Source organism: Pseudomonas sp. DW-iso3, assembly GCF_058725305.1.
On record NZ_JBZXDZ010000001.1, the window covers coordinates 1,219,119 to 1,231,984 of the forward strand.

Here is a 12,866-nt window from a genome sequence, read left to right on the forward strand (position 1 = left end):
ATAGGGAGTCAACCATGAACTACTTCAACACCGCTGTGACCTCCGATGGCCAGGGCTCGTTGATCTTATGAGCGTGCGTAACGGATGTATCCGTATCCTGGGCTTGAGCCTTTTGAGCCCACTGGTATTCGCCGCCGACGTACCGGGCAGCCAGGACCTGCCCACCGTGGCCCGTCAGGTCGATTCGCAAATTGTCGACTACCGTCCCGCCGAAGAAAAAGAACGTATCTACCCCATGGGCGCGATCCGCAAGATCAGCGGCCAACTGCGTTATGAAGGCCAGGCCACCGCCCGCGGCCAGACCTCCGCCATCACCTATGAACTGCCCCCCGAACACAGCTCCAGCGCCGCGTTTACGGCAACGCGTGAAGCGTTGCAGGAAAAGGGCGCGCAGTTGTTGTTCTGGTGCCAGGCCCGGGATTGCGGTGAAAGCAGCCTGTGGGCCAATGAAGTGTTCGGCAACGCCAAGCTGGTGGGTGCCGACGGCCAGCAGGAATACCTGCTGCTGCGCCTGGCGGCTCCCCAGGAAAACTCCCTGGTGGCGCTGTACGGCATCACCCGTGGCAATCGCCGCGCCTATCTGCATGTAGAGCAGTTGGATGCCAGCGCGCCGTTGGCCGACCTGTTGCCCACCTCCGCGACCCTACTGCGTGAGTTGAAAAGCACCGGCGAGCTGGATTTTCCCGCACTGGGCGGCGACCCTGACGACACCTGGCTGACCCTGATTTCCCGTGGCCTGAACCTGGATGCCACGTTGCGCGTCAGCCTGACCGGCCCGACCGCTGAGGCCTGGCGCCAGGCGCTGGTTGACAAGGGCGTGCGCGCTGCGCGCATGGAAATCGGCACGGGTGACGCCAAGGGCCTGCACCTGCATCTGATACGCTAGGCGTAACAGGGCGAACGGACCCGTGCCGTTCGCCTAAGCTGTCTTCCTACAGTCTTCCTTTCGAGATCCTACATGCTCAATAACGATCGCCTACTGGTGCAAATCCTGCTGCTGGTGCTGTTCGGTGCCAGTTTCTGGGTGATGGCGCCGTTCTGGTCGGCGCTGTTCTGGGGCGCGGTGCTGGCGTTTGCCAGCTGGCCGTTGATGGTCCTGCTCACCCGCTGGCTGGGGGGGCGGGAATCCTTGGCCGCCGGCATCCTCACGTTGGGTTGGATGCTGTTGGTGGCGCTGCCGCTGGTGTGGCTGGGTTTCAACCTCGCGGATCACGTGCGCGATGCAACGGCGTTGATTAAGGATATCCAGGTCGACGGCTTGCCGGAGGCGCCTACCTGGCTCGGCTCGATCCCCTTTGTCGGCGAACGGCTGGTGGCGATGTGGGACAGCATTGATCAGCAGGGCGCGGCCTTGATGGTCAGCATCAAGCCTTACCTGGGGCAGGTCGGCAACTGGTTGCTGGCGCGCAGTGCGCAAATCGGTGGGGGGATTCTGGAACTGACCCTTAGCCTGGTATTCGTGTTCTTTTTCTACCGTGATGGGCCGCGCCTGGCGATGTTCGTTCACCGCCTGTTGGAACGCTTGATCGGCGATCGTGCTGGCTACTACATCGAACTGGTGGCCGGCACCGTACAGCGGGTGGTCAACGGCGTGATCGGCACCGCCGCCGCGCAAGCGCTGTTGGCGTTGATCGGCTTCTTGATTGCTGGCGTACCGGGCGCGCTGGTGCTGGGTATCGTCACCTTCCTGCTCAGCCTCATCCCCATGGGACCGCCGCTGGTATGGATCCCGGCCACGGCCTGGCTGGCCTGGAAGGGCGACTACACCTACGCGGTGTTCCTCGGCGTGTGGGGCACCTTCATCATCAGCGGCGTGGACAACGTGCTCAAGCCGTACCTGATCAGCCGTGGTGGCAACCTGCCGCTGGTGATCGTGCTGCTTGGCGTGTTCGGCGGCTTGATTGCGTTTGGGTTCATCGGCCTGTTTATCGGTCCGACCCTGCTGGCGGTGGCCTACAGCCTGTTGATGGATTGGAGCGCAACCCATGCCCAAGGACGGCGGGAAGATAAACCCCTGTAACTGACCGGTAGAAATCATTGTGGGAGCTGGCTTGCCTGCTCCTGCATGAGTCCGTGTTGGCCCTTCAGACCCTGGGCAACCACATCACGGCGGTCAGCCCACCACCCGGTGTTTCCTCCAGGTCCAGCCGACCGCCGAGGCGTTCCGCCGCCTCCTTGGAAATCGTCATGCCCAGGCCGACACCGCCGGAGTTGCGATTGCGTGAGCCCTCCAGGCGATAGAACGGCTCGAACACCGCCTCACGCTTGTCAGCGGCGATGCCGGGGCCGTGGTCGATCACACGGATCACCAAGGCCTCGCGGCTGTCCGTCAGTTCGATGCGCGCCGTACCGGCATAGCGCAGGGCATTGTCGATCAGGTTGTTGAGGCACGAACGCAAGGCCATCGGCTGCACCTGCAGCGGCGCGCAGGTGCCGGCGAACTGCACGTCGGCGCCCTGGTCCTGGGCGTTTTCGCTCATCGACTCCACCAGCGCCTGCACGTCCAGCCAATGCCGGGCTTCGCTGGTGCGTTGCTCGTGCAGGTAGCTCAGGGTGGCGTCGAGCATGCCGATCATGTCGTCGAGGTCCTGGCGCATCTGGCCCTGCAGCTTGGTGTCGTCGATCTGTTCCAGGCGCAGCTTGAGGCGTGACAGCGGGGTGCGCAGGTCATGGGAAACCGCGCCAAGCATGCGCGCACGCTGGCTGACCTGTTCGCGGATACGCCGTTGCATCAGGTTAAAAGTCGACGCGGCCTGCTGTGCCTCACGCGGTCCCGATTCGTCGAGGGGCGGGCTGTCGAGGTCCAGGCTCAAGCGCTCGGCGGCTTCGCTCAGGCGCTGAATCGGACGGCTCAGCAACTTGGCACCGTACCAGGCCGCAATGATCAGCGAGATGAATTGGAACGTCAGCGGCACCACCGGGCCGCCAAACCACGGGCGCTTGTGCTTGGGCAGAGGCTTCATCGTGCCGTCGGGCTGTTCGACAAAGGTTTCCTGAGGCGGCGGGGGCGGGCCGTAATAGCGAAACCAGGAGAACGCCAGCACGTGGGCCAGGATAATCGCTACCAGCAACACGCCAAACAGTCGACCGAATAACGTGTTGAAGCCGTTACGCATTAACCGATGTCCCGTGCATCGAACAGGTAGCCTTCGCCACGCACGGTCTTGATCAGGTGCGGGGCCTTGGGGTCATCCCCGAGTTTTTGCCGCAGGCGCGACACCAGCAAGTCGATGCTGCGATCAAAGGCCTCAATGGAGCGGCCTCGGGCTGCATCCAGCAACTGCTCACGGCTCAATACCCGGCGCGGGCGCTCGATGAACACCCACAGCAGGCGGAATTCTGCGTTGGACAGCGGCACCACCAGGCCATTATCGGCGACCAGTTGGCGTAACACGCTGTTGAGGCGCCAGTTGTCGAAGCGGATGTTGGCGCGCTGTTCGGTGCGATCATCGCGCACTCGGCGCAGGATGGTCTGGATCCGCGCTACCAGCTCACGCGGCTCGAATGGCTTGGACATATAGTCGTCGGCGCCCAGTTCCAGGCCGATGATCCGGTCGGTGGGTTCGCAGCGGGCGGTGAGCATCAGGATCGGGATGTCCGACTCCGCGCGCAGCCAGCGGCACAGCGACAGGCCGTCTTCACCCGGCAACATCAGGTCAAGCACCACCACATCGAAGGTTTCTGCTTGCATGGCCTGGCGCATCGCGGTGCCGTCGGTGACGCCGGTGGCCAGGATGCCGAAGCGCGCGAGGTAATCGATCAGCAGTTCACGGATCGGCACATCGTCGTCAACGATCAGTGCGCGGGTGTTCCAGCGTGTGTCATCGGCGATCACTGCGCCTTTTTGCTCGTCGTTCAAAGAGACGGAAGGGGTCTGCATAATGCGATCATCTGCCTGGTCGTTGCGGTCAGCATAGGCGCCCAGCCCCATGGCTGGAAGTGCTGGTCGGTGGGTCGTGCGAGCGAGGCTAGCCGAGGGGCGTGTTGGGGGCGTGTCGTGAATGTATCAGCTTTGAAATAATTGCAGAAAATGCCCGCCCGATGGCGGTTGGTCAGTATTTACCGATCATCGGATCCCGCAACGGCGCCGCTTGCGCTACAATCCGCGCCGATTTCGACTTGCCTGAGAGCCCATTCCAATGTCCGTCTGCCAGACTCCTATCATCGTCGCCCTGGATTACCCCACTCGTGACGCCGCACTGAAGCTGGCTGACCAGTTGGACCCGAAGCTTTGCCGGGTCAAGGTCGGCAAGGAACTGTTCACCAGTTGCGCCGCGGAAATCGTCGGCACCCTGCGTGATAAAGGCTTCGAGGTGTTCCTCGACCTGAAATTCCACGATATCCCGAACACCACCGCTATGGCGGTCAAGGCCGCCGCCGAAATGGGCGTGTGGATGGTCAACGTGCACTGCTCCGGTGGCCTGCGCATGATGAGCGCCTGCCGTGAGGTGTTGGAGCAGCGCAGCGGTCCTAAACCTTTGCTGATCGGTGTGACCGTACTCACCAGCATGGAACGCGAAGACCTGGCTGGCATCGGCCTGGACATCGAACCCCAGGAGCAAGTGCTGCGCCTGGCTGCCCTGGCGCAGAAAGCCGGCCTCGACGGCCTGGTGTGCTCGGCGCTGGAAGCCCAGGCGCTGAAAACCGCGCACCCGTCGCTGCAATTGGTGACCCCGGGGATTCGTCCGGCGGGCAGCGCCCAGGACGATCAGCGCCGCATCCTGACGCCGCGCCAGGCACTGGACGCGGGTTCCGATTATCTGGTGATCGGTCGTCCGATCAGTCAGGCGGCGGATCCGGCCAAGGCGTTGGCGGCAGTTGTCGCTGAAATCGCCTAAACAACGGGTAGGCGCTGCTGACTTGCCAGCGATGGGGCGCTTGCTACCGCTGGCGGCTAAACCGGCATCCCTGCCGGTTTAGCCGCCCAATCCCTGTCGAATTGCGGCCAGCGTTTTTGGGGGAGTGGTTACATTGGCGTCAGCTGCGTCAGCTGACCTTGAGCACCAACTTCCCGAAGTTCTCCCCGTTGAACAGCTTCATCAGCGTCTCCGGGAACGTCTCCAGCCCCTCCACGATATCTTCCTTGCTCTTGAGCTTGCCCTGGGCCATCCAGCCGGCCATTTCCTGCCCGGCAGCGGCAAAGCCTGCAGCGTGATCCATCACCACGAACCCTTCCATGCGCGCGCGATTGACCAGCAGTGACAAGTAATTGGCCGGACCTTTCACGGCTTCCTTGTTGTTGTACTGGCTGATGGCGCCGCAGATCACCACGCGGGCTTTCAGTGCCAGGCGGCTGAGGACGGCATCGAGAATATCGCCGCCGACGTTATCGAAATACACATCCACGCCTTTGGGGCACTCGCGTTTGAGTGCAGCGGGCACGTCTTCGCTTTTGTAATCGATGGCGGCATCGAAGCCCAGCTCATCCACCAGGAACTTGCACTTGTCGGCGCCACCGGCAATGCCCACCACACGGCAGCCCTTGAGTTTGGCAATCTGCCCGGCAATGCTGCCCACGGCACCCGCCGCGCCGGAGATCACCACGGTTTCGCCGGCCTTTGGCGCACCGGTGTCCAACAGTGCAAAGTAGGCGGTCATGCCCGTCATGCCCAAGGCAGACAGGTAGCGCGGCAAAGGCGCCAGTTTCGGGTCAACCTTGTAGAAGCCACGCGGCTCGCCCAGGAAATAATCCTGCACGCCCAGCGCACCGTTGACGTAGTCGCCGACGGCGAACTTCGGGTTGTTCGAGGCAATCACCTTGCCCACACCCAGCGCGCGCATCACCTCGCCGATGCCGACCGGCGCAATATAGGACTTGCCTTCATTCATCCAGCCGCGCATGGCCGGGTCGAGGGACAGGTATTCGTTATGCACCAGCACTTGGCCGTCCTGGGGCGTGCCCACCGGGACTTCCTGGTAAGTGAAGGTGTCCCGGGTGGCCGCGCCGACCGGGCGCTTGGCGAGCAGGAATTGGCGGTTGGTCTGGGCGGTCATGGTGGCGACTCTTCTGGAAATGAACCTGAAGTGATAGACCTTCAATGGGCAGGGAGCAAGGTTCACCGAGGGCGCGAATGCCGGTCGATAGGTGTTGCTGATAGTCGCCAGGTGGCCCTTATCACTGCGATCCATGCAGCCCCAACCGGCGGTTTGATAGTGCTGACGCGTCCGGCGCGGCGTTGGCTAGACTCGACCCACCGCTTTTTCTCCCACAGGACATCTTCTATGAGCATGACGTTTTCCGGCCAGGTCGCTCTGGTGACCGGCGCCGCTGCCGGTATTGGCCGCGCCACCGCGCTGGCGTTCGCCGCCGAAGGTTTGAAGGTCGTGGTTGCCGATTTGGATGCAACGGGCGGTGAAAACACCGTCGCCCTGATCCATCAGGCCGGCGGCGAAGCGCTGTTTGTGCGCTGCAACGTCACGCTGGAGGCGGACGTCCAGCAATTGATGGCCCAGACCCTTGCCGCCTATGGTCGCCTGGACTACGCCTTCAATAATGCCGGGATCGAAATCGAAAAGGGCAAGCTGGCCGACGGCAGCCTGGATGAGTTCGACGCGATCATGGGTGTCAACGTCAAGGGCGTGTGGTTGTGCATGAAGCACCAGTTGCCGCTGCTGTTGGCCCAGGGCGGCGGGGCGATCGTCAACACCGCGTCAGTCGCGGGGTTGGGCGCGGCGCCGAAGATGAGTATTTATGCGGCATCCAAACATGCGGTGATCGGCCTGACCAAATCGGCGGCCATCGAGTATGCGAAGAAGAAAATCCGCGTCAACGCGGTCTGCCCGGCCGTGATCGATACCGATATGTTCCGGCGAGCCTATGAAGCCGACCCACGCAAAGCTGAATTTGCCGCTGCCATGCACCCGGTGGGTCGCATCGGCAAGGTCGAGGAAATTGCCAGTGCGGTGCTTTATCTGTGCAGCGACGGTGCGGCGTTTACCACGGGTCAAGCCTTGGCGGTGGACGGTGGTGCGACCGCAATCTAGGACCTCACGCCGCCCTCCATTCGAAAAGGTTTGGGGGGCTGTGGGGCGTTTCCATAGATGGCGGAGTGCCCCGTCAGAATGTGTATCATTAGGTAAATAATCCAACAAAATCAATGATTTAATAAGTATTGGCAGGCGGTCGAAATGGGCTTCTGTGCTTAACTGTTCTGGGTTGAATAACAGACAGTTGAAGTGAGTGGCGCATGGATTTAGGGATCGATCGACAAGCCCTTGTACCGGTGGTGCAGCAAATCATCAGCGCAGTGACGCAATGGATTCGCTCGAGTGGCGCGAGCCCCGGCACGCGCTTACCGTCCATTCGACAGGTGGCCCTCGATAATTTGCTCAGCCAATCCAGCGTGATCGAGGCGTTCGAGCGGATGGTTGCCCAGGGTGTGCTGGTTTCCAGGCCCGGTTCGGGTTTCAGCGTGGCCCAGCCGCCCGCTTTGCCTGAGGACCTTTGGTACGAAGGTGCGGAGCGGGGATGGGGCACCTTCGTTGATAGCCCACTGGGCGAACTGAAGTTGGGCTGCGGCTGGTTGCCGGATGCCTGGCGTGAAAGCGATGACATCAGTTACGCGATTCGTGAGGTCACTCGAATCGACACCGCCGGCCTGTTCAACTACAGCACGCCATTGGGGTTGCCGGCGCTGCGTGAACAACTGTTCAAGCGCCTGAGCCGAATCCACATTGCCACCCACCAGGACCGTATCCTCACCACGGCGGGCGCAAGCCATGCCCAGGACTTGCTGATACGCACCCTGCTCAAGGCCGGCGACTGCGTGGTGGTCGAAACGCCCGGGTACGGCAACCTCTATCGGCAATTGGCCTTTCACGGCGTGCAACTCCTGCAAGTCCCGCGAACCCCTGGCGGCCCGGATATTCCGGCGCTGGAAGCGCTGCTGCAGCGGCATCGGCCCAAGTGCCTGTTCATCAACAGCCTGTACCACAATCCCACCGGCTCCAGCCTGTGCCGCACGGTGGCAGAGCGTTTGCTGGAGCTGGCGCGGCGCGACAATTTCCTGATCGTTGAAGAGGATGTTTTCGGTGACCTGCAACACGCCAGTTGCACACGCCTTTCAGCACTGCCCCATGATGATCGGGTGATCTACGTCGCCAGCTTTTCCAAAACCTTGAGCAGTGCCTTGCGCGTGGGTTACCTGAGTGCCAGCGCCGCGATCATCGCGCAGTTGGCCAGCCTCAAGACCCTGACCGGTTTCGGCACTTCACGCTTTGCCGAAGCGGTGGTGGTCACGCTGCTCGCAAATGGCACCTACCGCAAATGGGTACAGCGCTTGCGCAAGCGGCTGAACACGCAAATGGCAGCTACGCTACAGGTGCTGGAGGACGAGGAGTGGGAGGTGTTCGCCATACCTGCAGGCGGTATGTTCCTGTGGGCTCGTCCGGGAGTAGGGGACTGGTCACAGTTGCAGGCATGTGCCCGACGGCTCGGCGTTCTGTTGTCGCCGGGGGCGCTGTTCAGCCCAACCAGCGAGCCCAGTGAGTGGCTGCGCATCAACGTGGCCTATGCCGCTGATCAACGGGCGTTGGCGTTGTTCCGCGCCATGGGGCCCGCCAGATCGACCTCGACCATTCTGAAAACGACGAGTGTGTAGCTTTTTGCCATTATTGTGGCGCCAACGACTTGTGTTCAGTGCCTTGTGGTTGCGACTCTCGCCTGTGTAAACAAGGCTCGATGGCAACCGCCATTGCAAGAGGATTCAAGTGCAATGATTTCGGCCGTGCAACGACAATTCGCCAACCTCGGTATGGCAAAAAAACTGGGCTTGGGCTTCACCCTGGTACTGCTGCTGACGGCGTTGATCGCAGCGATCGGCGTGTGGTCCCTGCAAACCATTGGTCAGCGTTTCGAAGGGCTCAAGGCCATGTCGTCGCTGAACAGCGGTTTACTCAAGGTGCGCCTGATCGAGCAGGACTACGCGTTGCACGCCGACCCCAAGGCCGTCGACGCCCTGCATGAAAGTGTCGATGCCTTGGCGGCTCTTGCGGCCAGTCTCAAGGCCCAGTCGGCGGCCAACGTGCCGGTGATGACCGATGTAGAGGAAGCCTTGGCCGCCTACCGCAAGGCGTTCGATGAGTTTGTCGAATTGACCCAGACCAAGGACCTGGCGTTGGAAATGGCCAGTTGGTCGGTGTCCAGCGTGGCGAACAATCTGGATGTGTTGCAGGCCGGGTTGGCGGATGACGGCGCCTATGGCCTGAAGGAAAGCCAGGGTAAGGAAGGCGCTGAGTTTATCGAGCAGGCGGGGCAGGTCAGCCAGGTGTCGCGCCTGATGCTGCAGGCCATGAATGAAGCCCATGTACGCCTGAACCAGAGCCGTAAAGTCGATGAAGACACCAGCGAACAAGGCAAGATCGAGCAAGCCGACCAGGCCCTGGCCCAGGTCGAGCAACTGAAGACCTCGGTCAAGGACTCTGGCTACCAGACCGTGCTCAACGAAGTCGCCGGGCATATCGCCGCCTTCAGTGAAAAACTCGGTGAGTACACCGGGCTACTGGCTCAAGAGAAGGTGGTCTACAAACAGTTGCATGATCGGGCGGACCAAGTGGTCAGCCGGGTCAACCAGGCATACGACGCCGAAGACCAGTCCATGCAGGCGCAGTTGAAGAAAAGCTCAATGCTGATCCTCGGTTCTTCGGCCCTGGCCTTGCTGGTGGGGTTGATAGCGGCGTGGGTGATCACCCGTTTGATCGTCGCACCGCTGCGCAGCGTGATTGCCGTGGCGCAGCAGATCGCCGCCGGCGATTTGAGCGGGCGCATGGAGGTCAACCGCCGTGATGAAATCGGGCAGTTGATGCAGGCCATGCAACAGATGGGCAACGGGCTTAGCCAGATGGTCAGCGGCCTGCAAGCCGGTATCGAGCAACTGGCCAGTTCGGCGCATTCCTTGTCCAGCGTCACCGAGCAGACCAATGTCGAGGTCAGCAGCCAGAAAGAAGAAACCGAACAGGTCGCCACGGCGATGAACCAGATGACCGCCACCGTGCATGACGTGGCACGCAACGCCGAAGAGGCCGCGCAAGCCGCACAGACCGCCGATGAAAAAGTCGATAGCGGTCAGCGGGTCGTGCGCCAGAGTTTGCAGCGCATCGAGTTGTTGGCCACTTCCAGCTCCAGTGCGAGCGCCAGCATCGAGAGCCTGAGCGCGGAGATCCAGCATATTGGCAGCGTGTTGAGTGTGATCAAAAGTGTGGCCGAACAGACCAACCTGCTGGCGCTCAACGCCGCCATCGAGGCCGCCCGCGCTGGCGAGCAGGGTCGTGGTTTTGCGGTGGTTGCCGATGAAGTACGGGCCTTGGCAAAGCGTACTCAACACTCCACCGAAGAAATCGAACGACTGGTCAGCACCTTGCGCAGCGCGGCACAGTCCTCGGTGCAGCAGATCCAGCAAAGCGGGGAGTTGGTGAAGCTGGCGGTGAGCGATGCCCTGGAAACCGAAAGTGCCTTGGGCAGCATCGCGGTGGCGGTGTCGTTGATCCAGCAGATGAACCAGCAGATTGCCGCGGCGGCCGAGGAGCAAAGCTCGGTGGCCGAAGAGATCAACCGCAGCGTCACCAGTATCCGCGCCAGTGCCGATCAGTCGGCGTTGAGTATGCAAGGCAACGCCGCGTCGAGCATTCAGCTGGCGCAGTTGGGGGCGGAACTCAAGGGTATGGTGGGACACTTCCGCCTGTGATCGCTGCACGTTGGCAGCGACCGCAGGGGAAGGGCGGTCAGGCGTTGTTGGCGAGGAAAGTCAACAGGGCTTCGTTGACGAAGTCCGGGTTTTCCCTTGCGCTGATATGGCCTGCTTCCGGAATCAGGATCAGGCTGCAGCCGATCAGCCCGGCCATTTCCTCGGACTCGGCGGGAGGGCGTGGTTTGTCCTGCTCGCCGCACATCACCAGCGTGGTATCGGCGTCCAGGCGTGGGAGCTGCTCCAGTATGTCTTCGCGACTGAAGATCAACCGACCCAGGGGCACGATGCTCTGCAACAGGCGCTCCTTGGAGTAACCCTGCAATTGCTTGCGGAAATCCTGGTACAGCGCTGATTCGCGGTCGATGCCCGGGCGGAAGAAGATCGGCGCCACCACATCCAGCAACGGCTCGGGGATCGCGCCGGCGTCTTCGATCATCTTGAAGAGTGAGAAATAGTACTGGCGCGTGGCCTCGGGCTCGGCGCCCAGGTAGGTGTCCATCAGCACCAGGCTGTTGATCCGCTCGGGAGCCCGCAGCGCCAGGCGTGCGCCCCACATACCGCCGACCGAGAGCCCCACCAGGTTGATCTGTGCAATATCCAACTGGTCAATCAGGGTCAGGGCCTGGCGTGCCAAGTCATCAAGGGAGCGGGTTTGCGCCGGCAACGAAGCGGATTCACCATGGCCCCACAGTTCGGGCACGATCACCCGGTACTGTTGCGACAGGGCCTCGATCTGTGGCGACCACATGTCGGCGTCCCACAGGTAGCTTGAACCGAGCAGGACGACTGGGCCTGTGCCCTGGTCTACGTAGTGCAGCGGTTGTCCATCAATGACGGCGACGGGCATAACGGGCCTCTGACTTCACGGAGTAAGGGGCACTTTTTTACGCTAGTCGGGCGCGTGGGGATAGATGCAAAGTGATGGCATCTTGTGAAGCCATGAGGTTGTAGTGAGCCGGGCAAGCCCGCTCAACACAGGCTCGCCCCACGACCGCACAATCAGTCGTAGATGACTTTTTTCTTCCACTCGGCGTCGGCGTCCACCACTTTGAGGCCTTCGGTAAGTTCGTTGATTTCGTCTTCGGCGGGCTTGCTGTTGGTCAGCACCGTCGAGTTCGCGCGGACCAGCTGGGCTTCCAGGTGTTGCAGCTGCGCGCTGTAGATCGCCGGCTCCGGCTGTTTACGCAGGTACTGCACGCCACGCTCGAATGCCAGGCGTGCCTGGCCTGGCTGAGCCTGTTGCAGGGCATGCTGGCCAAGGTTGTTGAAGAACTCGATATGCAGCAACACCAGGATATGGCGGATTTCTCGGATCCAGTGCTTGGCCTCGTTGGCCGGCAGGAAACCGTCCTGGGCGGCGCGGGTGACCTGGCCGTGCAGGGCTTCGAGCAGGAAACGCACGTCCTTGGCCTTGGCTTCGGTCTGGATCGGCGCAGGCGGGTTGTTCACCGGGATCGATTCGCCCTGGGCCACCAGCGCATTCAGCTCGGCGATGCGGGCTTTCAGCGCTGCGCTGCCTTTGTTGAGGTTCAGCAGGCGCTGGTTGACGTTGAGCTCCAGGCGGGTGATCAACAGTTTGAGTGCCGGGGTCATCAACTGGCCGGGGAAGGTTTCGGTGATTTCACCGCAACGGCGCAGACGATCATTAAGCTCGATCTCGGTGCGCTTCTTTTCAAGCTTGTTGTTTTCCACCACGTGGTTCATGTAGCCAATGGCGATCAGTATTGCGATCCCGGCTATTACCAGCAGGGTGATCATGAGTGGTGTCACCGGTGTGACCTCTTTATAGGGTTTACAGTAGAGTGTAGTGACTGGGCCATCCGGCGGATAGGACTGATCGACCAGTTGCCCGGGTAGTTTGCTTCTATATAGATAGGCGCTCCCTGCATGGATGCACATTGCCATCATTTGCCAGCGTGAACTATAGCGTCTTGTCGGGCGCCAGAATATAGGCGTCAAAGCCCGGCCGCGCACAATCTGCCCGCAAGCCCGCAAAGCAGGTCGAAGTCATTGATTTTAATAAATTTATCCTTGGGGGTTGACGACCTTTCAATCCATCCATAGAATGCGCGCCACTTAACGCGTAAAGCACACAGCGAAACGCGGCTAGGTAGTGAATGTTGTACGTGTGTCCCCTTCGTCTAGTGGCCTAGGACACCGCCCTTTCACGGCGGTAACAGG

11 protein-coding genes and 1 pseudogene are annotated in these 12,866 nt (G+C 61.4%); 7 read left to right on the forward strand and 5 right to left on the reverse strand.

Annotation, left to right across the window (positions count from 1 at the left end):
* The first annotated feature begins 67 nt into the window (after nucleotides 1-67).
* A complete protein-coding gene (locus tag AC4PS7_RS05705; RefSeq protein ID WP_010211685.1) occupies nucleotides 68-886 on the forward strand; it encodes a DUF4892 domain-containing protein in 819 nt (272 codons plus the stop codon).
* A gap of 72 nt (nucleotides 887-958) precedes the next feature.
* Complete coding sequence (locus AC4PS7_RS05710; protein ID WP_010211684.1) at nucleotides 959-2,020, forward strand: AI-2E family transporter; 1,062 nt, start codon at nucleotides 959-961, stop codon at nucleotides 2,018-2,020.
* A 64-nt stretch (nucleotides 2,021-2,084) separates the two neighbouring features.
* Here AC4PS7_RS05710 and AC4PS7_RS05715 read toward each other — a convergent pair whose 3' ends face one another.
* Both AC4PS7_RS05715 and AC4PS7_RS05720 read right to left on the reverse strand, forming a co-directional pair.
* Nucleotides 2,085-3,116, reverse strand: a complete 1,032-nt coding sequence (locus AC4PS7_RS05715) for a sensor histidine kinase (RefSeq protein ID WP_010211683.1) — start codon at nucleotides 3,114-3,116, stop codon at nucleotides 2,085-2,087.
* Complete coding sequence (locus AC4PS7_RS05720) at nucleotides 3,116-3,880, reverse strand: response regulator (RefSeq protein ID WP_031290855.1); 765 nt, start codon at nucleotides 3,878-3,880, stop codon at nucleotides 3,116-3,118. Before AC4PS7_RS05720 ends, AC4PS7_RS05715 begins: the two co-directional genes overlap by 1 nt.
* 259 nt (nucleotides 3,881-4,139) lie before the next feature.
* On the opposite strand from AC4PS7_RS05720, the gene pyrF reads away from it, so the two are divergent.
* Nucleotides 4,140-4,838 carry an orotidine-5'-phosphate decarboxylase gene (gene pyrF / locus AC4PS7_RS05725; protein ID WP_010211681.1) on the forward strand — a complete coding sequence of 233 codons (699 nt, stop codon included), beginning with the start codon at nucleotides 4,140-4,142 and terminating at the stop codon, nucleotides 4,836-4,838.
* A gap of 148 nt (nucleotides 4,839-4,986) precedes the next feature.
* Here the strand turns inward: pyrF and AC4PS7_RS05730 are convergent, their stop codons facing one another.
* On the reverse strand, nucleotides 4,987-5,994 hold the full coding sequence (locus tag AC4PS7_RS05730; RefSeq protein WP_010211680.1) for an NADP-dependent oxidoreductase: 1,008 nt from the start codon (nucleotides 5,992-5,994) through the stop codon (nucleotides 4,987-4,989).
* A 228-nt stretch (nucleotides 5,995-6,222) separates the two neighbouring features.
* On the opposite strand from AC4PS7_RS05730, the gene AC4PS7_RS05735 reads away from it, so the two are divergent.
* From AC4PS7_RS05735 to AC4PS7_RS05750, 4 genes and pseudogenes are all read left to right on the forward strand, one after another.
* Nucleotides 6,223-6,984, forward strand: coding sequence for an SDR family oxidoreductase (locus AC4PS7_RS05735; RefSeq protein ID WP_010211676.1), 762 nt, complete (start codon nucleotides 6,223-6,225; stop codon nucleotides 6,982-6,984).
* Between the two features lie 203 nt (nucleotides 6,985-7,187).
* Nucleotides 7,188-8,600 carry an aminotransferase-like domain-containing protein gene (locus AC4PS7_RS05740; protein WP_021492127.1) on the forward strand — a complete coding sequence of 471 codons (1,413 nt, stop codon included), beginning with the start codon at nucleotides 7,188-7,190 and terminating at the stop codon, nucleotides 8,598-8,600.
* 1,023 nt (nucleotides 8,601-9,623) lie between these two features.
* A pseudogene (locus AC4PS7_RS05745) lies at nucleotides 9,624-9,824 on the forward strand (HAMP domain-containing protein); the annotation flags it as partial.
* Between the two features lie 15 nt (nucleotides 9,825-9,839).
* A complete protein-coding gene (locus tag AC4PS7_RS05750) occupies nucleotides 9,840-10,682 on the forward strand; it encodes a methyl-accepting chemotaxis protein (RefSeq protein WP_392397732.1) in 843 nt (280 codons plus the stop codon).
* A gap of 37 nt (nucleotides 10,683-10,719) precedes the next feature.
* Here the strand turns inward: AC4PS7_RS05750 and AC4PS7_RS05755 are convergent, their stop codons facing one another.
* Together AC4PS7_RS05755 and AC4PS7_RS05760 are read right to left on the reverse strand one after the other, a co-directional pair.
* The gene (locus AC4PS7_RS05755) at nucleotides 10,720-11,532 is read right to left on the reverse strand and encodes an alpha/beta fold hydrolase (RefSeq protein ID WP_010211671.1); all 813 of its coding nucleotides are present in this window, start codon (nucleotides 11,530-11,532) and stop codon (nucleotides 10,720-10,722) included.
* 152 nt (nucleotides 11,533-11,684) lie between these two features.
* Nucleotides 11,685-12,455 (reverse strand): hypothetical protein, encoded by a 771-nt coding sequence (locus AC4PS7_RS05760; RefSeq protein ID WP_010211670.1) that lies wholly within the window; start codon nucleotides 12,453-12,455, stop codon nucleotides 11,685-11,687.
* Nucleotides 12,456-12,866: the final 411 nt, after the last annotated feature.

Excerpts from the sequence above, each read along its gene's own strand:
- AC4PS7_RS05730 (WP_010211680.1), bottom strand. The coding sequence starts at position 5,994 with ATGACCGCCCAGACCAACCGCCAATTCCTGCTCGCCAAGCGCCCGGTC.
- AC4PS7_RS05705 (WP_010211685.1), top strand. The coding sequence starts at position 68 with ATGAGCGTGCGTAACGGATGTATCCGTATCCTGGGCTTGAGCCTTTTG.
- pyrF (WP_010211681.1), top strand. The coding sequence starts at position 4,140 with ATGTCCGTCTGCCAGACTCCTATCATCGTCGCCCTGGATTACCCCACT.
- AC4PS7_RS05720 (WP_031290855.1), bottom strand. The coding sequence starts at position 3,880 with ATGCAGACCCCTTCCGTCTCTTTGAACGACGAGCAAAAAGGCGCAGTG.
- AC4PS7_RS05740 (WP_021492127.1), top strand. The coding sequence starts at position 7,188 with ATGGATTTAGGGATCGATCGACAAGCCCTTGTACCGGTGGTGCAGCAA.
- AC4PS7_RS05735 (WP_010211676.1), top strand. The coding sequence starts at position 6,223 with ATGAGCATGACGTTTTCCGGCCAGGTCGCTCTGGTGACCGGCGCCGCT.
- AC4PS7_RS05715 (WP_010211683.1), bottom strand. The coding sequence starts at position 3,116 with ATGCGTAACGGCTTCAACACGTTATTCGGTCGACTGTTTGGCGTGTTG.
- AC4PS7_RS05710 (WP_010211684.1), top strand. The coding sequence starts at position 959 with ATGCTCAATAACGATCGCCTACTGGTGCAAATCCTGCTGCTGGTGCTG.
- AC4PS7_RS05750 (WP_392397732.1), top strand. The coding sequence starts at position 9,840 with ATGGTCAGCGGCCTGCAAGCCGGTATCGAGCAACTGGCCAGTTCGGCG.
- AC4PS7_RS05755 (WP_010211671.1), bottom strand. The coding sequence starts at position 11,532 with ATGCCCGTCGCCGTCATTGATGGACAACCGCTGCACTACGTAGACCAG.